Origin of the sequence: Ruminococcus sp. RTP21484sp1_RTP21281st1_A8_RTP21281_210402, from assembly GCF_040914025.1 — a bacterium.
Taxonomy (GTDB): domain Bacteria; phylum Bacillota; class Clostridia; order Lachnospirales; family Lachnospiraceae; genus Blautia_A; species Blautia_A faecis.
Genome location: NZ_JBCPGE010000006.1, coordinates 41,506 through 62,187, shown reverse-complemented (window position 1 = coordinate 62,187; position 20,682 = coordinate 41,506). Strand labels below are relative to the sequence as shown.

The window sequence follows — 20,682 nt, the reverse complement described above, 5'->3', positions numbered from 1 at the left end:
GAGACTGATTTATTGGGAGAGAAAGAGTATGCGAAAGATAAGCAAATTTCTGGCAGTTATAGCAATCAGTATTATGGCTGTATGCGTACCTGCCCAGGCTTCTGAAATTACCCCAGAGGTGACTGCAGCTCCAACTGTGACTGCAGTTCCGGTTCAGCCTACGGCAGCACCGGCTAGAAAGAAAGGTCTTGTAAAAGAAGGAAAGAAATATGTTTATTACGACAAAAAGGGTAATAAACTGAAAAATAAATGGAAAACCATTCACAAAAACCGTTACTATTTTGACGCGAACGGAAAGGCGGTTACAGGTGGGAAAAGAATTGGTAAATACATATATGTATTTAATCTGGAAGGCAAACTGATTCGTCCCACTAAGGCCAAAATTGTAAAAGTAGGAAAGACATCCTATTATGTAGACACAAAGGGTCATGCATATGTTGGATTCTTTAAACTTGGAAACCGTCTTTATCGGGGCGATGTAAAAGGTCGTCTTACCAAGAATAAAACAGTTTCCAATGTTACCTTTAACCGCAAGGGATATGCAGATAACGATGTAAATGCAAAACTGAAAATAGAGCTTATGAATGTTATTTCCAGGATCACCAATCCGGGGATGAGTAAATCCCAGAAGCTGTATGCCTGCTGGTGTTATCTTACCAGCAGCAGTAATTTCTACTATTCCGGCTACTGGCCAGACTTTAATAAAAAAGGCTGGCAGCGAGAGGTAGCATACAATATGCTGGTTTCAGGTGGCGGTGACTGTTATGGCTTTGCCTGCACCTTTGCTGCAATGGCAAGAGAGATTGGCTATAATCCTTATGTAGTTCTTGGACGTGTATCCGGTACCAGAGATGGTGCAGCAGATGGCCTTACCAGTCATGGCTGGGTCATTATTGACGGATGCTACTATGATCCGGAGGCACAGTTTGCAGGATGGTACAGAGGTGTATACGGAAGCGGCAGCTACGACATCAATCATCAGATTAAGAGCATTGTGAGATTTGCGTCATAATTGACGGATACGTCACATCGGCGAAATGTGAAGCATTTTGAAGAGGGCTTTGAATAATTAAATATCTGACATCATGTAGAGCGGAAGAGAAGATATGCATTATTTCTTTTCCGCTCTTTGCGTATACAAAAATTCATTAGGCTGCAACTTGATGAGAGCGTTCAGACAAATTTGTTAATAAATTGGGGTGTGCAGACGCGAAAATTACTTTCTGCATTAATTGTTTTGCATTGAAGTTATAGGGAAAAAGAAAAATGGGAAAGAGAATGGTAATACATAAATGGAAAGTCTGGGTTGTGCGAATTGCTTTTTTATGTGGACTTCTTATTATCTCATCAACATTACAGACAGAGGCTGCCACAAAGAACAGCTGGACAGTAAAAGTAAATAACGAGTACAAGGCTAAACTTGTAAAAAAGAAAGATCAATGGTATCTTCAGTCTACATCCATTCAGATGAAGAATAAGAAAGGGACGGAAAGAATCGCATATCTTTCAATTCCATCCAATGTGGGACTTGCCAGTGGTTATTATTATTTTTGGACAGATGGACGAATAGACAAAAGGAAAAAATTTCATGATCTTGATACGAAAATTGGGACTACACGCTTTAAAGGCTCCTATTATTTTGGGGAAACAGCCGGACGGCTGAAACAGACGGCTGGTTGGATTGTGTTTAAGGGAAAGAAGCTCGCCCTGAACAAAAATGGAAAATTGCATACAAACCGCTGGTACAAAGGTTATTATCTGACGGAGCATGGCACAATTGCCGCAAACCGCAAGATTTCCTGCACCTTGTATGTAGATGCAGAAGGGAAAAAATGCGCGAAGGAAGAGGTAAAGTTAAGAAAACTGAGAATAAAAATAAATGAAAAACTGAAAGGATACAGTGGGAACTGGTCTGTTTATGTGAAAGATTTAAAAACAGGCGATGTCCTTTCCATCAATGAGACAAGCATGTATCCGGCAAGTGTGATCAAGCTCTTTGTGATGGAGGCTGTTTATGCCGGTGCTGCAGAGAAAAAAATCAGTCTTAACAGCTATGTGAACGGTCTTTTGGACAGCATGATAACAATCAGTGACAATGAGAGCTACAATGAGTTGGTTCGGACTGTAGGACAGGGCAGTTTCGCGTAAGTATTCGAACCAGATGCTAAATCTTCTGCTGGCGCAGGAAAGGCGGTATAAAATTCCTGCAGGTCTCCCCTCAGGCGTTAAGTCTGGAAATAAGACCGGGGAGACAGACAGCTATCAGCATGATGCGGCGATTGTATATGGAAAAAAGACAGATTATGTGATTGTTGTGTTTGCACAAGCTGGCGAATATACAGGAATTAATGGGATAAAGGAAATATCCGGTATGGTATATGAGCGCCTGAATTAAATTAGTATGTATAAAATCCTGCTATTTCGCAAGAAACGAGGTAAAGTCCATATGTTTATCCAACCAGTTCCCTGCGATTCCGACGCCTTTTCCCATGGTAAAGGCGGCTACAACGGTACCAATTCCAAGTCCTTTGATATGTCCGAGACCGAATCCGGTGAGGGCAGCAGTGACAATCAGGCAGATTACATCGAAGCTGATCTTGATTTTTGGATATGCCACAGAAGTGATCTGGGACAGCTCCCTTGGGAAAAGGTCAGTAGGGACAATAGGCATTTTGCAGCGGTTGGAAATAGCGATTCCAATACAGATCAAAATGTAGCTTGCAATAAAATAGAAAATTCTCCAGCCAATTGCTGTAGGAAGAACATTTATCCATAATTCATGTACATCAAGCAGCTCCCCGAAAACGAATCCTACTACGAAGCTGAATAGATACTGGACTACGAATTTTTTCCGCAGGATCATCAGCGCCAGTACCAGAAGTCCCTGAAATATGTAGGTCCATGTTCCAAGGCTTATCTTCGGAAAGACGCAGGAAAAAGCGTAGGAAACACTGGAAATAGCGGAAATTCCTGTCCCGGAATAGAGCATAAGGACAACGCCGAAGCTGTTGATGGCAACAGCAAGAAGAAGTGCAAGCTCTCCCCGGTAGATTGGGAGAGATTTTTGTGTAGTTTGTGTATTCAAGTGAAAAGCCTCCTGTCATGTTGATTCCTGCATATTATACTACGGATGTGAAAAAATGCAATAAAAAACAGATTTGTTGTTATAACAACTGAATATCACGAAAATTTATAGTATAGTTACGAAAAACAGTTATAGCAGGAGGCTTTTTATCATGGATAAGATGAAAAATATAAGTAAAGCAGAAGTGCTGGTATTAAAAGACCAGGTAGCTTACCAGGAGGGACAGGTTGTGAGCCGCACACTTGCACAGAATGCGGCAGTGAGTGTTACCCTTTTCTCATTTGATAAAGGGGAGGAGATCAGTACACATGAGTCTGGCGGAGATGCATTTGTTACCTGTCTGGATGGTGTGGGGGAAATCACTATTGATGGTGTGAAGTACGAATTATATGAAGGTGAGTCTATTGTAATGCCTGCGAAGCATCCTCACGCAGTTATGGGAAAAGAGAAATTTAAAATGCTTCTTGTGGTAATTTTCTAGAGTATTTTTCAAATACGCTTTAGAACAGACAACTACTGAAAAATATTATCATGTAATCTTCTTGCAATCCCATGATGGTTAGTGTATACTAATCAACATAGTTAGGAATAGCTAACCTAACGGTGTAAATCATTTGGACTCCTTTATTATGGCAGAAAGACCGCTGGCATAATAAAAGGAGTTCCTTTGAAAATGAAAGGAGTATACATACCATGGATTACTTAGAAATTGAGAAAGTCATTGGAAGAGAAATTATGGATTCCAGAGGAAATCCTACAGTAGAAGCAGAGGTTTATCTGGTAGATGGAACCATCGGCAGAGGAGCTGCTCCCAGCGGCGCTTCTACAGGCGAATTTGAGGCTCTGGAGCTTAGAGATAATGATAAGAACAGATACCTTGGAAAAGGTGTTACAAAGGCTGTAGAGAACATTAATACATCCATCAACGACACAATCTCAGGAATGGATGCATCCGATATTTATGCAATTGACAAGGCGATGATCAAAGCTGACGGAACCAAGGACAAATCAAACTTTGGTGCAAATGCAATCCTGGCTGTTTCCATCGCATGCTGCCGTGCAGCTGCAACATCCCTTGATATCCCGCTTTATCGTTTCCTCGGTGGTATTTCCGGAAACCGTATGCCAGTACCGATGATGAACATTGTAAACGGCGGCTGCCATGCACTTTCCTCAGGACTTGATGTGCAGGAGTTCATGATCATGCCAGTTGGAGCACCAAGCTTCAAAGAGTGCTTAAGATGGTGTGCAGAAGTTTTCCATGCTCTTGCAGCTATTCTGAAATCAAGAGGACTTGCAACATCTGTTGGTGATGAGGGTGGTTTTGCACCAGCTCTGAAATCTGACGAGGAAGCAATTGAGACAATTCTTGAGGCTGTTAAGAATGCAGGCTATGAGCCAGGAAAAGATTTTATGATCGCTATGGACGCAGCTTCTTCTGAGTGGAAGACTGGTAAAATTGGCGAGTACAAGCTTCCAAAGGCCGGTACTGTTTACACATCTGACGAGCTGATCGACCACTGGAAAAAGCTGGTTGACAAGTATCCGATCATCTCCATCGAGGATGCGCTTGATGAGGAAGACTGGGAAGGATGGAAGAAGCTTACCAAAGAACTGGGAGATAAAGTGCAGCTGGTAGGTGATGACCTGTTTGTAACAAATACAGAGAGACTTTCCAAAGGTATTTCTCTTGGATGCGGCAATTCCATCCTAATCAAGCTGAACCAGATCGGATCTGTATCAGAGACTCTTGAGGCAATCAAGATGGCTCATAAGGCTGGTTATACAGCAATTTCTTCCCATCGTTCAGGCGAGACAGAGGATACTACGATTGCTGACCTTGCAGTAGCATTAAATACCTGCCAGATCAAGACCGGTGCTCCGTCCAGAACAGAGCGTGTTGCAAAATACAATCAGCTGCTCCGCATCGAGGAAGAGCTTGGAGATGCAGCAGTATATCCTGGAATGAGCGCATTCAATGTAAAACGCTAATGTTCCGCGAAGCGGTTACTAACTGCAAAGTGAACAGTGACAGATTTACGAGATGATTTCACAGATGTAATCTACCTTATACCCCCCCTTAAGTAGTGTTATAGAAAGATTCCCCTGCCAGGAAAGCGTGGTTCCATGGCAGGGGAATTTTTAGGATTATTTATTGCGATTTACAGGTGATGTTCCGTGAATAATGTTACTGCAAATCGTACAATTATTTCATTCTGTTTTTACAGGAATACATATTTCAGAACAAAGATAACAGCCAGTGCATACATAAGCGGGCTGATCTTTTTGTCTTTAGCTTTTCCAGTACAGACGTTGATAATAACATAAGAGATAACACCAAGTGCAATACCTTCGGAAATGCTGTACAGGAACGGCATTGCAATGATTGCGATAAATGCCGGAATCGCTTCTGTAAGGTCGTCAAAGTCGATCTTGGTAACAGAGGTCAGCATAAGGAATCCAACCACGATCAGAGCCGGAGCTGTGGCGAAGGAAGGGATTGCCAGGAAGATCGGGGAAAGGAACAGGGAAAGTGCGAACAAAATAGCGGAAACAAGTGAAGTAAGACCTGTACGTCCGCCCTCTGCAACACCGGAAGCGCTCTCAACAAATGTGGTAACAGTAGAAGTACCGCACATAGCACCTACAGTAGTACCAACAGCATCGGAAAGAAGAGCACCTTTGATTTTTGGAAGCTTACCGTCTTTGTCCAGCATGTCTGCCTTGGAAGCAACACCGATCAGAGTTCCCAGAGTATCAAACATATCTACAAATAAGAATGCAAACATGATAACGATAAAGTCAAGTGAGAAAACTCCTGCGAAATCCATTTTCATAAAGGTAGGAGCCATACTCGGTACGGAAATTCCATTGGAAAAATCCGGGAGAAGACTGTAGAAACCTGCATCTGGATTTGGAACATAAAGTCCCACAAACTGACAGAGGATTCCAAGCGCCCATGTAATAAGGATGCCCCACAGGATACCGCCTTTTACATTCTTTACAAGAAGAATGCCGGTAACCAGTACGCCAATCAGGGCAAGAAGAACAGTGATTCCAAGATAATTGAAAGAACCATCTGACATGGAGCCCTTAAAGGAGAACATGCTTACCAGTGTGGAATCATTGTTTACAACGATTTTTGCATTCTGCAGACCAATAAATGCGATGAAAAGACCGATTCCAACAGAAACTGCGTGTTTCAGTGTCATAGGAATGGAGTTAAAAATTGCTTCACGTACATTGGTAAGGGAAAGCAGGATAAAGATGATACCTTCCACAAAAACAGCAACCAGAGCCTGCTGCCAGGAATAACCCATGCCAAGAACTACGGTATATGCAAAGTATGCATTCAGTCCCATACCGGGTGCCAGGACAAACGGGTAATTGGATAACAGTGCCATCAGGCAGGTTGCAATGAAGGATGAAAGTGCAGTAGCAGTAAAGACTGCACCGCGGTCCATTCCGGCAGCGGAAAGGATGTTGGGATTGACAGCGAGGATGTAAGCCATGGTCATGAATGTGGTAATACCGGCCATGATTTCGGTCTTCACGTCAGTGTGGTTTTCCTTCAGGTGAAAAAGTTTTTCAAGGTTCATAAATGTACCCCCTTCTTTTTACGGCAGCTTGTGTGCCGTTTTTTATATTTTACAGGAATGTTTTGGATGTTGCTTTGCCACGCCCGCAACGCGGATTCCTGCAAATTTCAGGTAGTGAACATTTGACAGAGGATAGAGCTTCGAAAAAATCTCTGCAAAATGAATATTATCATTTCAGGGCTTGTCACATCTTTGTGTGTTTGTTTATATATTTGGCTTTGTATTTAGAATATACAATTGTCTGATCTTTATACAGTCCATAATATCCGGAAGCCGCATAGCTGATAGAAACGGCGATCAGATAGAAGGACACTCCCTTAAAGCCAAACATTTCAAAGGCAATCAGAATAGAAGTAATCGGGCAGTTCGTCACACCACAGAAAACAGCAGCCATTCCGCAGGCTGCGCAAAGGGAGGGAGAAAGCCCTATCAGCTGTCCTGCCATGCATCCGAAAGTGGCGCCTACGCAGAAAGACGGAACGATTTCGCCTCCGCGAAAACCAGCCTTCATAGTCAGTGCGGTAAGGAGCATTTTCCAGAAGAAAGCCATATAATCGGTGTCTCCGGTCTCCACTGCTTTCTCAATAAGCTCAGCACCGGCTCCCATGTAATCCGTAGTTCCAAGAATCAGTGTAATAAAAATAACCAGAACGGCACCGGCCACTACCCGTGCATATTTATTAGAAAAAAACCGGCCGTAGAATCTGGCTGTCTCATTTAAAATAATACAGAAGACAATACTGATCACTGCACATCCAAGGGCTACAACGCCCATTTTCAGCCCTGTTTCCAGGGAAAGTGCAGGAATATCTACTACGTGAAAAGCTTCCGGCGTAACGCCCATACCAGCCGCAAAATGGGATGCGATCAAAGATGCGATCATACAGGGCATAAGAGCTGTATAATACATAACCCCTACACTGACAACTTCCAAGGAAAAAACAGCTGCAGCCATTGGTGTGCCAAATAGTGCAGAGAAAGCAGCACTCATACCACACATAACGATCACATGACGGTCTTCCTCATCAAGATGGATCCATCTGCCAAGAAGATTGGCAATGCTGCCACCCAGCTGAATAGCTGCACCCTCACGTCCTGCTGAACCACCGGCAAGATGTGTCAATGCAGTCGAAATAAAAATCAGCGGACCGGATCTCCAGGGCACATCATCCTGGGAACGGACTGTAGAAAGGACTTGATTCGTGCCGCCATCGTCTTTTCCGAATTTCTCATAAAGAAATACGATGCAAAGTCCGAACAGGGGCAGGAGAAAAAAGGTCCACAGATGTGCCTTGCGGTAACCGGTTACTGCCTTCAGCACAAAAGAAAACAAAGTACTAAAAGCTCCCGCTATACATCCTACCACCACTGCCAGAAGCAGCCACTTAAGCAGGTTCCCCATGTCACGTCTGATAGCTCCGGAGTAATAGTGAAATTTTTCCTCCGGAGTCTGCCTGTTGTCTTTTTCCATATTATTTTCGTCCTCTCATGTATAGTTGTGACTTACTCCATTTTGTCACCTGAAATAATTGTTTGATATTACTGGAAAATTCCTTTTATAAATACGAATTTATGCGTATTTTTATTATACTATATACGCTCAGAAAAAGCGACAAAAATTTTTGAGAATTTCAAAAATTGTCTATAATTTTAAAGCAGATTGGAAAATGGAAACATAATTTATTATAAGTTTCTTTTTATCGGGGAAAATAATGGAAAAATCCTTTTATACCGGAAAAGGAATCGGTGTGTGTATTCTGGATACCGGGATTTATGAGCATATAGATTTTACTGGCAGGATCTGGACTTTTTATGATTTCCTGGATTTTAAAAGGAGACCTTATGACGATAATGGACATGGCACCCATGTAGCCGGGCTGGTGGCAGGAGATGGCACTGCTTCCATGGGAAAATACAGAGGCGCAGCACCTGGCTGCGGAATCATTGCTCTGAAAGTGCTTGACCGTTATGGAAATGGAAGTCAGGATGACGTGCTTCGGGCTCTTCGGTGGATTCGGGAATACAGGCAGCAGTACAGGATCCGGGTGGTAAATATTTCTGTGGGAACTACCTGTAACTCAAAAAGAAACCATGCCAGGCTTCTGGAAAGTGTGGAGCAGCTGTGGGATGAAGGAGTAGTAGTGGTCACAGCTGCCGGAAACCAGGGACCAAGGCCGGGCAGTATCACAGCTCCGGGAAGCAGCAAAAAAGTGATCACAGTGGGCTCCAGCGATTTGTTGGAAGGGCGCAGTGCTATTTCAGGGAGAGGACCAACGGCAGAATGCGTGTGCAAGCCGGATATTGTGGCACCTGGAAATAAAATTATGTCTTGCGTGCCTGGAAAACCTTATTCCTATGGTGTGAAAAGCGGCACCTCTATGTCTACGCCTCTGGTGACAGGTGCTATTGCTTGTGCTTTGGAAAAAAATCCTGCACTTACCAATACGGATATCAAAACTATGCTGATGAATAGTGCAGATGATATGGGGCTGCCTCAAAACCTGCAAGGGTGGGGGAAATTTAACCGCAGAAAGTTTCTGAAAATGTAAAAGCAGCCAATTGTGTGAAAAGGATTTCTGCTTAAGTGATTTGAAGAAATGTACGAAAAAGAATACACAAACTTTGATAAAGAATTATCACTTTACAGTATAAAAGCACTTGACGAAGTCGCTTTAAGTGAGTAAAATGGACAGCAAGAGTTCCAAGAGATGAGGAGGAAATATCTATGGAAAACAGACGTGTTTCTATGAATCGCCACACAAACCTGCTTCAGTTAGAGGAGCATATGTATCCGCTTGTGGATGTTGCAACTCCCAATGTATTCCGAAATCTTTTTCCATATTCTGAAGTACCGAAAATTGCATTCAACGACCGAGTTGTTCCACATCATATGCCAGATGATATCTGGATCACCGACACGACATTCCGTGATGGCCAGCAGTCCAGAGCACCATACAGCACTGAGCAGATCGTAAGGATTTATGATTACCTTCATAAGCTGGGCGGACCGGAAGGAAGGATCCGTGCTTCTGAATTTTTCCTTTACAGTAAGAAAGACCGTGATGCTGTTGAGAAATGTATGGAGAGAGGCTATGAGTTCCCTGAGGTTACCAGCTGGATCCGTGCAAATAAGAAGGACTTCCAGCTTGTCCGCGATATGGGTATGAGAGAGACCGGTATCCTGGTAAGCTGTTCCGATTATCATATTTTTTATAAGATGAAAATGACACGTAAACAGGCGATGGAGCATTATTTAAGCATTGTAAAAGAATGTCTGGAAATCGGTGTTTCTGTCCGTTGCCATCTTGAAGACATTACACGAGCTGATATTTATGGCTATGTTATCCCATTCTGCCTTGAGCTGATGAAGCTTCGCCAGCAGTACGGTATTCCGGTTAAGGTTCGCTGCTGTGATACCATGGGCTACGGTGTTAACTATCCTGGTGCTGTGATCCCTCGTTCTGTACCTGGTATTATTTATGGTATTATGGTTCATGCAGGCGTTCCTTCTGAACTGATCGAGTGGCATGGACATAACGACTTCTATAAGGCAGTCAGCAACTCCACAACAGCATGGCTGTATGGTGCATGTGGTGTTAATACTTCTTTGTTTGGTATCGGAGAGCGTACCGGAAATACACCTCTTGAGGCAATGGTATTTGAATATGCACAGCTTCGCGGAAACCTTGGAGGTATGGATACAACTGTTATCACAGAGCTTGCTGAGTACTATGAGAAAGAGATTGGCTACCACATACCGGAAAGAACTCCTTTCGTTGGAAAGAACTTCAATGTAACAAGAGCTGGTATCCACGCCGACGGTCTTCTGAAAAATGAGGAAATCTATAACGTATTTGATACCGAGAAATTCCTGAACCGCCCGGTTGAGGTTGCCGTTTCCAATACTTCCGGAGCTGCCGGAATCGCACACTGGATCGACAGCCATTATCGACTGAAGGGTGACCAGAAGGTTGATAAGAACAGTGAGCTTGTAAAGATGATCAAGTCCTGGGTTGACCAGCAGTATGAGGATGGCCGTGTTACTGTGCTTTGCGAAGCAGAACTGGAAGCAATTGTAGCAGAGACTTGCCAGAGACTTGGAATTACGTTAAAATAGGGTTGCTGTGGACATAGTTCACAGTTACCACAAAACATATACTAGGAGGTAATAATGGGTAAAATTCAAATGCAGACCCCTCTTGTTGAGATGGATGGGGACGAGATGACCAGAATTCTGTGGCAGTTGATCAAGGATGAGCTTCTTCTTCCTTTTATTGATCTGAAGACAGAATACTATGATCTTGGACTGGAATACAGAAATGAGACTGATGACCAGGTAACCATAGATGCAGCGGAAGCCACCAAGAAATACGGAGTTGCTGTTAAATGTGCCACCATTACCCCGAATAAAGCCAGAATGTCTGAGTATAATCTGAAAAAAATGTACAAAAGCCCTAACGGAACTATTCGTGCAATCCTGGATGGAACTGTTTTTCGTGCTCCCATTGTGGTAAAGGGAATCGAGCCATGTGTGAAGAATTGGAAGAAACCTATCACCATTGCCCGTCATGCTTACGGCGATGTATATAAGAATACCGAGATGTACATTGACAAACCAGGAGATGCTATGCTGGTATTCAAAGGAGAAGATGGCGAGGAGAGAACGGAGCTGATCCATCACTTTGATACTCCAGGCGTGATCCAGGGTGTTCATAACCTGGACAAATCCATTACCAGCTTTGCAAGATGCTGCTTTAATTATGCCTTAGATACCAAACAGGATCTGTGGTTTGGTGGCAAAGATACCATTTCCAAAACATACGATGGCAAATTTAAAGAAATTTTCCATAATATTTATGAAGCTGAGTTTAAGGAGAAATTTGAGGCAGCAGGCATTACGTTCTTCTATAGTCTGATCGATGATGTAGTAGCCCGCGTAATGAAAGCAGAAGGCGGATTTATCTGGGGCTGTAAGAACTATGACGGAGATGTTATGAGTGACATGATTTCCTCTGCATTTGGTTCTCTGGCAATGATGACTTCTGTACTGGTTTCTCCAGATGGATATTATGAGTATGAGGCAGCTCACGGAACTGTACAGAGACATTACTATCGTCATCTGAAGGGAGAGGAGACCTCCACCAACTCTGTAGCAACAATCTTCGCCTGGACCGGTGCTCTGAGAAAAAGGGGTGAGCTGGATCAGAATCAGGAGCTTATAGAGTTCGCAGATAAGCTGGAGAAAGCAACCCTTTCCACCATCGAAGGCGGACAGATGACCAAAGACCTGGCACTGATTACTTCCTTAAAGGATGTAAAAGTCCTTAACAGCCGCGAGTTTATTCTTGCAATCAGAGAGAAGCTTGAGGCCATGTAATAAAACAGACAGCTTTTAAAAGCTATTTGAAGTAAAAATGTTAATATTGTTATAAAAAAACAGGAACGGTTTCGGATATTTATATTCGAAATCCGTTCCTGTTTTTGAAATAAATATGAAATGTAAGGCTCAAAAGAACAGGTTACTGGTATTTTATGCCAGCTCCTCCCATTTTTCATAAAGCCCTTCCAGTTCTTCTGCTATAGCAGCTTTTTCCCGGCTGAGCTTCGTGCATTCTGCCACATTCGTACAGATATCTGGCAGAACCATGGTTTCATCAATTTCTTTATCCCTTGTTTCCAGTTCTTCAATCCGTGCTTCCACTTTCTTCAGCTCGTTTTCCCGTTTTCTCTTCAGAGCCTGTTCCTCTTTCTGCTGCTGCCAGGTGAGTTTGGTTTCAGAGACGTTTTCCTTAACTTCCTGAGCGGCGGTCTCCTGAGCAGGAGCATAAATCCGGGTCATCTCATCCTTCTTTTCCAGGTAGTAATCATAATCACCGATATAATTGACAATGGCCTGGTTGGTCAGATCCATAATGCGGGTAGCAGTCTGGTTAATAAAATAACGGTCATGGGAAACGTAGAGGACAGTTCCTGTGTAGCTGTTCAGTGCTTCCTCCAGAATCTCCTTGGATGCAATATCCAGATGGTTGGTAGGCTCATCCAGTATCAGGAAGTTGGCTTCTGAGAGCATCAGCTTCGCCAGGGAAACACGGCCGCGTTCACCACCAGAGAGAGAGGAGATCAGCTTAAACACATCATCTCCTGTGAAAAGAAAAGCAGCCAGCATATTGCGGATTTCAGTCTCAGTGAGAGTCGGATACGTGTCTGAAATCTCCTGGAAAATAGTTTTCTCCATATGCAGAACATGGTGTTCCTGATCGTAGTATCCGATCTGAACCTTGGAACCCAAGGCAAAGCGTCCTGCATCAGCATCCACAATTCCATTGAGAATCTTCAAAATTGTGGTCTTACCAGTACCATTGTTGCCAATCAGGGCAACACGTTCCCCACGTTTGATTTCAAAATTAATATCTGTAAACAAAGTCTGTCCCGGAAATGCCTTGGACAGTCCCTCTACAGTAAGTACATCATTTCCACTGATAAAACGTGGTTCCAGGGAAATACGCATCTGGTTATCAATTTCAATTGGTTTCTCAATGCGCTGGATCTTGTCCAGCATTTTTACACGGCTCTCAGCACGCTTAATGGATTTCTCACGGTTAAAGGAGCGGAGCTTGGTGATAACAGCCTCCTGATGTTTGATCTCTCTTTGCTGGTTCAGGTAAGCCTTGTACTGGGCGTCACGCAGCTGCGCTTTTTTCAGGGCATAAGCGGAATAGTTGCCTTCGTACATTCTCATCTGGGCAGCCTCGATCTCCACGATCTTGGTAACTACCTTGTCCAGAAAATAACGGTCATGGGAAACGATAAATACAGCACCCGGGTAGTTGAGAAGATAGGTCTCAAGCCATGCAATGCTCTCCATATCCAGATGGTTGGTAGGCTCGTCCAGAAGGAGAATATCCGGTTTGGAGATCAGAAGCTTGCCAAGTGCAACCCGGGTTTTCTGACCTCCGGAAAGGTTCTCAATCTGTTTGCCGTAGTCTTCTTCTTCAAATCCAAGACCTTTTAAAACTCCTACGATTTCACTTTTATAAGCGTAGCCGTTTTCCAGCTCAAACTGGTGCGTCAAGCGGGTATAGCTGTTCATCAGGCTCTCAAGTTTGTCGCCTGCTACGTATTTCATTTCCTGTTCCAGAGAACGGATTTTGTCCTCCATATCCAAAATGTATTGCTTGGTGGTCATCAGTTCTTCGTAAATGGTGTGATGACCGTGGATATCCTGGTACTGGGCCAGATAACCGATCTTCTTATCCTTGGCAATGACCACCTGACCGGAATCCGCGGAAATCTCCTCCATGATAATACGAAGAAGAGTTGTTTTCCCAGCACCGTTATTGCCGATAAGAGCGGCCTTTTCCCGTTCTTCTATGTGAAAAGAAGCATCCTGCAGGATCACCTTTTCCCCAAAAGATTTGCAGATGCTCTGACATGATAAAATCATAAGTTCCTCCTTAAAAAGGCGGTTCTGTATACACAGAAACAGCATTATTAGAATGTTCAATAGTATATTATACTTGAAAAATTTATTTTTTGAAAGAATAATTGTCAAATCACAAAAAAAATTGCAAAAATTTGTAATTCTGCACAACTTTAATTGACAAGAAAATAACATTTCGGTATAATTGACATAGTGTTACGCGGGCTGCCGATTACAGGTAATGTTCCGCGATGCGTTTTTAGCGGAAAATTACAGGCAGCGGAAACAAGGAGGGGAACATTTTGGATGCAAAAGAGATCTCAAAGGCGGTAATTAAGAGATTGCCAAGATATTATCGCTATCTGGGGGAGCTGATGGAAGAGAAGGTGGAACGTATATCTTCCAACGACTTGAGTAAAAAAATGCATGTGACTGCTTCACAGATCCGACAGGACTTAAATAATTTCGGCGGTTTTGGACAGCAGGGATATGGATATAATGTAGAATATCTTTATACAGAAATTGGTAAAATACTGGGACTGGACACCATTCATCCCATGATCATCCTGGGTGCAGGTAATCTGGGACAGGCACTTGCCAATTATGGAGACTTCGAAAAACGTGGCTTCCGCCTGGTAGGGATTTTTGACGTAAACCCGGTTTTGGAGGGGATTTCCGTTCGCGGGATTGAGATCCAGATGGTTAGCAGTCTCCCGGAATTTATCAGGGAGAATCAGGTGGAGATTGCCATTCTGACCCTGCCGAAGAATAAGGCCAAGGAGATGGCGAAGGTTCTTATTGACAATGGAATCAAGGCAATCTGGAATTTTGCCCATACAGATCTTGACGCCCCGGAGGATGTGATCGTAGAGAACGTTCATCTGTCCGAGAGTCTGATGGCACTGTCTTACAACTTAAGCCAGTATCGTAACGAACATAAAGAAAACAAAGAATAAAAGTCAAAGAGGACTGCTGCTTGTCTCGCTGAAGGATTTACAGGAGACCGGGCGGCAGTTTTGCATTAGGAGTGGCCTTATGAAAAAAGTTGTAACCTGCAGTCAGATGAAGCTGCTTGACCATGGCACTATTCATAATATGCATGTTCCCTCCCTGGTTCTCATGGAGAGGGCAGCACTTGCCACAGCAGAAGAGATCCGGAAATATCTGGAAAAGAAAAACGGTTCTGCTAATTTGAAAAAAGAACGGATTCTGACCGTCTGCGGATCTGGCAATAACGGAGGTGACGGCATTGCCATTGCAAGACTTCTGCATCTGGCGGGAATTCGTTCTGAGATTTATCTTGCAGGAAATCCGGATAAAATGACAGAAGAAACCCGACATCAGTGGGATATTGCCATGAGCTACCAGGTACCGGTAATGAATAACCCTGTATGGGATGAATATACTGTTATAGTAGACGGAATTTTCGGCGTTGGACTCTCCAGGGAGATTACCGGGAATTACAAAGAGATAATTGACCATATGAATGAAGCTCCTGCGTATAAAGTAGCGGTGGATATTCCGTCTGGCATTCATGGAGATACGGGAGCTGTTCTTGGAACTGCTTTTGAGGCAGATCTTACCGTAACATTTGCATATAAAAAACGTGGACTTTGTCTGTATCCGGGAAGAGCTTATGCTGGCAGAATTGTGGTGGCGGATATTGGAATTTATGACCGGGACCGTGATGGCAGTGAGCTTGCAAGCAAGGCTGCCTGGCATATGGAAAAATCTGACGTGAAAACTCTTCCGGCAAGAAAACCATGGGGAAATAAAGGAACATTTGGCAAGGTCCTTCTTGTAGCGGGTTCGAAGGGAATGTGCGGAGCAGCCTGCCTGAGTGCCAGTGCAGCACTTCATGGAGGTGCCGGGATGGTGAAGATCCAGACTGTGGAAGAGAACCGGATTCCTTTACAGAGCCTTTTGCCTGAGGCAATGCTGACCAGCGAATTTGATGAGGAAGCCAATAGGAAAAATTTAAACTGGTGTGATGTGCTGGTGATCGGTCCAGGGCTTGGAACAGAAGGCTCAGGAAAGGAAAGAATGCTTTGGTTCCTGGAAAACGGAGCAAAAGCAGGAAAGCCTGTTATACTGGATGCAGATGGTCTGAATATTCTGGCAATGCATCCACAGTGGATGAAATTCCTAGGGGAACAGACCATTCTCACACCCCACATGGGCGAGATGAGCCGTCTTTGCGGCTTGGATGTATCAGAACTAAAGGAAGACCCTGTAGCCCGTGCTTATCAATATGCAGAGAAAAGTGGCGGTGTTCTGGTACTGAAAGACGCATGTACAGTAGTGACTGACCAGAATGAAAAGCTGTATCTGAATCTTTCTGGTAATTCGGGAATGGCCACAGCAGGAAGCGGAGATGTACTTTCCGGTATTATCGCAGCTGTTCTCTGCATGTATTTAAGCTGTGAGGAAGAACAGGAGCTTTCCTATAAAGCTGCCCTGGCAGTGTATATTCATGGTCTTTGCGGCGATATTGCCAGAGAGAAAAAAGGATCTCACGGCATGACGGCGAAGGATATGATCGAAGCCCTGCCGGAAGTTTTGAAACTGGCAGAAGTTCAGAGTAAAGGATGAGAATTGTGACGTACATTTTGCAGAACGCCTTTTGGAGCATGCTCTGATAAATTTAGAAAATCGAGGAAAATGTTATGGAAAAATACAGTAGAATCAAAGCATTGATTTCTCTTGATGCAATCAGATATAATTTTGAACAGATGAAGAAGAACATAAAAGAGGGAACAAAGATCATCGCAGTAATCAAAGCGGATGCATATGGTCACGGTGCAGTACCTATTGCGAGAATGCTTGAGGAATTTGATTATATATGGGGATTTGCTGCAGCTACAGCCCAGGAGGCATTACAGCTTCGAAGAGCCGGGATCACAAGACCGATTCTGATCCTGGGACTGGTATTTGAAGAATATTATAAGGAACTTGCCGAAAATGATGTGCGCATGGCCGTCTGTGATTATGAGACAGCCAGGAAATTTAACAAAGCTGCTGAAGAAGCAGGCAAAAAAGGTCTGATCCATCTGGCTGCGGATACCGGCATGACCAGGATCGGATTTAAGGACAGCGAAGAGAGTCTGGAGGAAATCCGCAGAATTGCAGCTCTTCCCAATGTGGAAATTGAAGGTTTATTCACTCACTTTGCAAGAGCAGATGAATACGACCGCACCCCGGCAATGGTTCAGCTGAAACGATATCTTGATTTTGCGGATCTTCTGGAAAAAAATGGAATCCATATTCCACTGCATCATTGTTCCAATAGTGCCGGAATAATCCGTGTACCGGAAGCCAACCTGAACATTGTCCGTGCAGGAATTACCATTTATGGAATTTATCCCTCTGAGGAAGTGGAAAAAGACATTGTAATGCTGAAACCTGTAATGTCACTGAAGAGTCATGTTTCCTACGTGAAGGATGTGGAGCCGGGGGTTCAGGTAAGCTACGGTGGAACCTACACGACAGATCATATTACAAAGATAGCGACGATTCCTGTTGGATACGCAGATGGATACCCAAGAATGCTTTCTAATAAAGGCTGGGTTTTGATCCATGGAAAAAAAGCGCCGATCTGTGGCAGAGTCTGTATGGACCAGTTTATGGTAGACGTGACAGAAATCCCGGATGTAAAGACAGGGGATGAAGTGACACTGCTTGGAAAAGATGGAGATGAGGTTATCAGTGCAGATACACTGGGAGATCTGTCAGGCCGTTTTTCCTATGAATTTCTATGTGATATCAGCAAGCGTGTGCCAAGGATCTATATCAGAGATGGGAAAGAGTGCGGCGAGCTGACATATTTTGACTGAGGATATTTAGATTTCCCTTATCTGCTTTGCAAGAACCCGTAACGAATTGCGGGAAAAATACCACACATGTATACACATGAAAAAAGTTGGAAATACTTATTTTCAGAAAAGTAAAAGTAAAACGGAGTGTGAATTGTGTGGTAATTAAAAGAGGGGATATTTTTTATGCGGATCTTCGGCCCGTGGTGGGAAGCGAGCAGGGAGGTATCCGACCGGTACTTATTATTCAGAATGATGTAGGCAACAGACATAGTCCTACCGTGATCTGCGCAGCGATTACATCCAAAATGAACAAGGCGAAGCTGCCCACCCATATTGAGATTGATGCATCGGCCTATGGAATTGAAAAAGATTCTGTAATTTTGTTAGAACAGCTTCGCACCATTGACAAGAGAAGATTAAAAGATAAAGTATGTCACCTGGACGGTCCTATGCTTGACAAGGTGAACCATGCTCTTGAAATCAGCCTGGAGCTTACATTCTCTTGACGAAAAGAAACTTTAGTGATATAGTTGTAAAGTCTCAGCGGCATTGACTGCCGCAATTGCACATTCGTGCTGCTGTGGAATAAGGAAGCAGCAGTATGTTTTCGTTACTGCGAAGGTAATAAGCAGTAACGCTGTCTAGGAGGAACAAAGGTTTAATATATGGAATCTGGCAGTAGTATGCCCCTGGCGGGCTTTGTCATTTTATTATTGCTTTTGTGGCTGAATGGTATTTTTTATGGATTTTCAGCTGCAGTGCACAATCTGAGCGAAAACGAAGTGGAGAAACGGGCGCAGGAAGGAGATAAGAAAGCAGTCTTTCTTCTTTCCCTGATCAACAATCCTGTTTCATTTGTCAATGCGATTCCGCTGATTGTTATGGCTTCCGGAGTCTGTTTCGGAGCATTTATCGTTCCATGGGCTACCGAGACCTTTCATCCCTACATAAAGCATTTGGCTGCATTGATCCTGGTGCTTGCACTGGTGATCATTCTGCTTGCGTCTCTTGGTATTCTTACATTCAGGAGAATCGGAACCTATCACCCGGAGAAATATGCATATCGGTATATGAAGATTGTGGGATTTTTTACCAGGATCCTGTATCCTTTTACTATGTGCGTAACCTTTATTGCCAAGCTGGCAGCAAGGCCATTTGGTGTTGCTTTTAATCAGTCAGAGGATCCGGTGACGGAGGAAGAGATCATTTCCATTGTAGATGAAGCCCATGAGCAGGGTGTCATTGAGGAAAACGAAGCAGAGATGATCCAGAATATCATGGAGTTTACGGACACTGAAGCCAAGGACATTATGACGCATCGCAAGAATGTGATCGCATTTGATGAGGAGGACAATCTTCAGACCATTGTGGATACCATGCTTGAGGAAGGAAATTCCCGTTATCCTGTATTTAGAGAGACGATAGATAATATAGTAGGAATTATTCATTATAAAGATGCTTTGAAATTTCTCACCAGGAATTCCTGGGCGAAGTTCAAACCCCTTAAGGATCTGCCGGGATTGATCAGAGAAGCTTCTTTTATTCCGGAGACAAGGGGAATCAGTGATCTTTTCAAATCCATGCAGATGAAGAAAATTCATATGGCAGTGGTAGTGGACGAGTATGGACAGACTTCAGGAATTGTCTCAATGGAAGATATTCTGGAGGAAATCGTAGGAGATATTCTGGATGAATACGATGAAGACGACAGTACGTTCCGGACGCAGAAGGATAACAGTGTGATCATTGACGCACTGGCGTATCTGGAAGATGTAGCGGAAGAGCTTGGAATTGATTTCGGTAAAGTGGAATTTGAGACCTTAAATGGTTATCTGACGAATCTTCTTGGACATATTCCCACAGAAGATGATCTGGATAAAGAAATTGTTGTAAACGGCTACCGTTTCAGAATTCTTTCCCTTGGCAACAAAACCATCGGAAAGGTGCGGGCCGAAAAGATAAAAAAAGAACCAAAAGGAGAGGATAAGAAATGTCAGGACATTCAAAATTCGCAAACATAAAGCACAAGAAAGAAAAAAACGATGCTAAAAAAGGAAAAATCTTTACCATCATCGGTCGTGAGATCGTAATGGCTGTTAAAGCAGGTGGTCCGGATCCGAACAACAATGGTAAGCTTCGTGACGTTATTGCAAAGGCAAAGGCAAACAACATGCCAAACGATACCATTGAGCGTGGTATTAAGAAAGCAGCCGGTGCTGATTCCGCAGACAGTTATGAGAAAGCTGTATACGAAGGATATGGTCCGAATGGTGTTGCCATCATCGTTGAGACTCTGACTGATAACAAGAACCGTACAGCCAGCAACGTAAGAAACGCTTTTACAAAGGGTAACGGAAGCATTGGAACCCAGGGCTGTGTATCCTATATGTTCGATCAGAAGGGTCAGATCATCATCGACAAGGAAGAGTGCGAGATGGACGCTGACGAACTGATGATGACCGCTCTTGATGCAGGTGCTGAGGATTTCAACGAAGAAGAGGACAGCTATGAAGTTCTCACTGCTCCGGATGATTTAGGTGCAGTACGCGAGGCTCTTGAGGCCGCAGGTGTTCCGCTTCTTGAGGCACAGGTTGCCATGATCCCGCAGACAACTGTTGAACTGACAGATGAGAAATCCCTTAAGGATATCCAGAGAATCCTTGATCTTCTGGATGATGACGACGATGTAACAGATGTATGGCATAACTGGGACGAATAATTTAATCAGATTTGCAGATACTACCTCCATACGATTGTGTGGAG

The 20,682-nt window shown here is 43.6% G+C and carries 18 protein-coding genes; 14 read left to right on the top strand and 4 right to left on the bottom strand.

What is annotated here, in order from left to right; genetic code table 11:
- The first annotated feature begins 28 nt into the window (after positions 1-28).
- From AB5170_RS04140 to AB5170_RS04130, 3 genes are all read left to right on the top strand, one after another.
- Positions 29-1,012 carry a transglutaminase domain-containing protein gene (locus tag AB5170_RS04140; protein ID WP_237963494.1) on the top strand — a complete coding sequence of 328 codons (984 nt, stop codon included), beginning with the start codon at positions 29-31 and terminating at the stop codon, positions 1,010-1,012.
- A gap of 254 nt (positions 1,013-1,266) precedes the next feature.
- Positions 1,267-2,148, top strand: a complete 882-nt coding sequence (locus AB5170_RS04135; protein WP_368361679.1) for a serine hydrolase — start codon at positions 1,267-1,269, stop codon at positions 2,146-2,148.
- Between the two features lie 13 nt (positions 2,149-2,161).
- Positions 2,162-2,395 carry a serine hydrolase gene (locus AB5170_RS04130; RefSeq protein WP_173769111.1) on the top strand — a complete coding sequence of 78 codons (234 nt, stop codon included), beginning with the start codon at positions 2,162-2,164 and terminating at the stop codon, positions 2,393-2,395.
- 21 nt (positions 2,396-2,416) lie between these two features.
- Here AB5170_RS04130 and AB5170_RS04125 read toward each other — a convergent pair whose 3' ends face one another.
- The gene (locus AB5170_RS04125; RefSeq protein ID WP_368361680.1) at positions 2,417-3,085 is read right to left on the bottom strand and encodes a DUF6198 family protein; all 669 of its coding nucleotides are present in this window, start codon (positions 3,083-3,085) and stop codon (positions 2,417-2,419) included.
- A gap of 151 nt (positions 3,086-3,236) precedes the next feature.
- Here AB5170_RS04125 and AB5170_RS04120 point away from each other — a divergent pair, with 151 nt between their 5' ends.
- The gene (locus AB5170_RS04120; protein WP_173715568.1) at positions 3,237-3,566 is read left to right on the top strand and encodes a cupin domain-containing protein; all 330 of its coding nucleotides are present in this window, start codon (positions 3,237-3,239) and stop codon (positions 3,564-3,566) included.
- Between the two features lie 212 nt (positions 3,567-3,778).
- On the top strand, positions 3,779-5,077 hold the full coding sequence (eno, locus tag AB5170_RS04115) for a phosphopyruvate hydratase (RefSeq protein ID WP_226837624.1): 1,299 nt from the start codon (positions 3,779-3,781) through the stop codon (positions 5,075-5,077).
- 230 nt (positions 5,078-5,307) lie between these two features.
- Here eno and AB5170_RS04110 read toward each other — a convergent pair whose 3' ends face one another.
- Together AB5170_RS04110 and AB5170_RS04105 are read right to left on the bottom strand one after the other, a co-directional pair.
- Entirely contained in the window at positions 5,308-6,684 is a 1,377-nt protein-coding gene (locus AB5170_RS04110) for an NCS2 family permease (RefSeq protein WP_173773234.1), read from the bottom strand.
- Between the two features lie 184 nt (positions 6,685-6,868).
- A complete protein-coding gene (locus tag AB5170_RS04105; RefSeq protein ID WP_226837623.1) occupies positions 6,869-8,155 on the bottom strand; it encodes a chloride channel protein in 1,287 nt (428 codons plus the stop codon).
- Between the two features lie 241 nt (positions 8,156-8,396).
- Here AB5170_RS04105 and AB5170_RS04100 point away from each other — a divergent pair, with 241 nt between their 5' ends.
- The 3 genes from AB5170_RS04100 to AB5170_RS04090 all read left to right on the top strand — a co-directional run bounded on the left by AB5170_RS04100 (position 8,397) and on the right by AB5170_RS04090 (position 12,061).
- The gene (locus AB5170_RS04100) at positions 8,397-9,233 is read left to right on the top strand and encodes a S8 family peptidase (RefSeq protein ID WP_173718678.1); all 837 of its coding nucleotides are present in this window, start codon (positions 8,397-8,399) and stop codon (positions 9,231-9,233) included.
- Between the two features lie 176 nt (positions 9,234-9,409).
- Positions 9,410-10,801 carry a 2-isopropylmalate synthase gene (locus AB5170_RS04095; protein WP_226837622.1) on the top strand — a complete coding sequence of 464 codons (1,392 nt, stop codon included), beginning with the start codon at positions 9,410-9,412 and terminating at the stop codon, positions 10,799-10,801.
- Positions 10,802-10,855: 54 nt separating this feature from the next.
- On the top strand, positions 10,856-12,061 hold the full coding sequence (locus tag AB5170_RS04090; RefSeq protein ID WP_226837621.1) for an NADP-dependent isocitrate dehydrogenase: 1,206 nt from the start codon (positions 10,856-10,858) through the stop codon (positions 12,059-12,061).
- Positions 12,062-12,214: 153 nt separating this feature from the next.
- Here the strand turns inward: AB5170_RS04090 and AB5170_RS04085 are convergent, their stop codons facing one another.
- Positions 12,215-14,128 (bottom strand): ABC-F family ATP-binding cassette domain-containing protein, encoded by a 1,914-nt coding sequence (locus AB5170_RS04085; protein WP_226837620.1) that lies wholly within the window; start codon positions 14,126-14,128, stop codon positions 12,215-12,217.
- Positions 14,129-14,406: 278 nt separating this feature from the next.
- Between AB5170_RS04085 and AB5170_RS04080 the strand changes: the two genes are divergently transcribed.
- The 6 genes from AB5170_RS04080 (at position 14,407) to AB5170_RS04055 (ending at position 20,638) form a co-directional block, all read left to right on the top strand.
- Positions 14,407-15,060 (top strand): redox-sensing transcriptional repressor Rex, encoded by a 654-nt coding sequence (locus AB5170_RS04080; protein WP_118578406.1) that lies wholly within the window; start codon positions 14,407-14,409, stop codon positions 15,058-15,060.
- A gap of 79 nt (positions 15,061-15,139) precedes the next feature.
- Positions 15,140-16,696, top strand: coding sequence for an NAD(P)H-hydrate dehydratase (locus tag AB5170_RS04075; RefSeq protein ID WP_173770879.1), 1,557 nt, complete (start codon positions 15,140-15,142; stop codon positions 16,694-16,696).
- A gap of 74 nt (positions 16,697-16,770) precedes the next feature.
- On the top strand, positions 16,771-17,937 hold the full coding sequence (alr, locus tag AB5170_RS04070) for an alanine racemase (protein ID WP_173770880.1): 1,167 nt from the start codon (positions 16,771-16,773) through the stop codon (positions 17,935-17,937).
- Positions 17,938-18,074: 137 nt separating this feature from the next.
- On the top strand, positions 18,075-18,425 hold the full coding sequence (locus tag AB5170_RS04065; protein ID WP_021926628.1) for a type II toxin-antitoxin system PemK/MazF family toxin: 351 nt from the start codon (positions 18,075-18,077) through the stop codon (positions 18,423-18,425).
- A gap of 159 nt (positions 18,426-18,584) precedes the next feature.
- On the top strand, positions 18,585-19,940 hold the full coding sequence (locus AB5170_RS04060; protein WP_173715577.1) for a hemolysin family protein: 1,356 nt from the start codon (positions 18,585-18,587) through the stop codon (positions 19,938-19,940).
- Positions 19,910-20,638 carry a YebC/PmpR family DNA-binding transcriptional regulator gene (locus AB5170_RS04055; protein ID WP_118578401.1) on the top strand — a complete coding sequence of 243 codons (729 nt, stop codon included), beginning with the start codon at positions 19,910-19,912 and terminating at the stop codon, positions 20,636-20,638. Before AB5170_RS04060 ends, AB5170_RS04055 begins: the two co-directional genes overlap by 31 nt.
- The last annotated feature ends 44 nt before the right edge of the window (positions 20,639-20,682 follow it).

Coding starts and splice junctions, on each gene's coding strand:
- AB5170_RS04120 (WP_173715568.1), top strand. CDS start 3,237: ATGGATAAGATGAAAAATATAAGTAAAGCAGAAGTGCTGGTATTAAAA.
- AB5170_RS04105 (WP_226837623.1), bottom strand. CDS start 8,155: ATGGAAAAAGACAACAGGCAGACTCCGGAGGAAAAATTTCACTATTAC.
- AB5170_RS04100 (WP_173718678.1), top strand. CDS start 8,397: ATGGAAAAATCCTTTTATACCGGAAAAGGAATCGGTGTGTGTATTCTG.
- AB5170_RS04075 (WP_173770879.1), top strand. CDS start 15,140: ATGAAAAAAGTTGTAACCTGCAGTCAGATGAAGCTGCTTGACCATGGC.
- AB5170_RS04060 (WP_173715577.1), top strand. CDS start 18,585: ATGGAATCTGGCAGTAGTATGCCCCTGGCGGGCTTTGTCATTTTATTA.
- AB5170_RS04090 (WP_226837621.1), top strand. CDS start 10,856: ATGGGTAAAATTCAAATGCAGACCCCTCTTGTTGAGATGGATGGGGAC.
- AB5170_RS04140 (WP_237963494.1), top strand. CDS start 29: ATGCGAAAGATAAGCAAATTTCTGGCAGTTATAGCAATCAGTATTATG.
- AB5170_RS04135 (WP_368361679.1), top strand. CDS start 1,267: ATGGGAAAGAGAATGGTAATACATAAATGGAAAGTCTGGGTTGTGCGA.
- AB5170_RS04130 (WP_173769111.1), top strand. CDS start 2,162: ATGCTAAATCTTCTGCTGGCGCAGGAAAGGCGGTATAAAATTCCTGCA.
- AB5170_RS04085 (WP_226837620.1), bottom strand. CDS start 14,128: ATGATTTTATCATGTCAGAGCATCTGCAAATCTTTTGGGGAAAAGGTG.
- AB5170_RS04055 (WP_118578401.1), top strand. CDS start 19,910: ATGTCAGGACATTCAAAATTCGCAAACATAAAGCACAAGAAAGAAAAA.
- AB5170_RS04110 (WP_173773234.1), bottom strand. CDS start 6,684: ATGAACCTTGAAAAACTTTTTCACCTGAAGGAAAACCACACTGACGTG.
- AB5170_RS04095 (WP_226837622.1), top strand. CDS start 9,410: ATGGAAAACAGACGTGTTTCTATGAATCGCCACACAAACCTGCTTCAG.
- eno (WP_226837624.1), top strand. CDS start 3,779: ATGGATTACTTAGAAATTGAGAAAGTCATTGGAAGAGAAATTATGGAT.
- alr (WP_173770880.1), top strand. CDS start 16,771: ATGGAAAAATACAGTAGAATCAAAGCATTGATTTCTCTTGATGCAATC.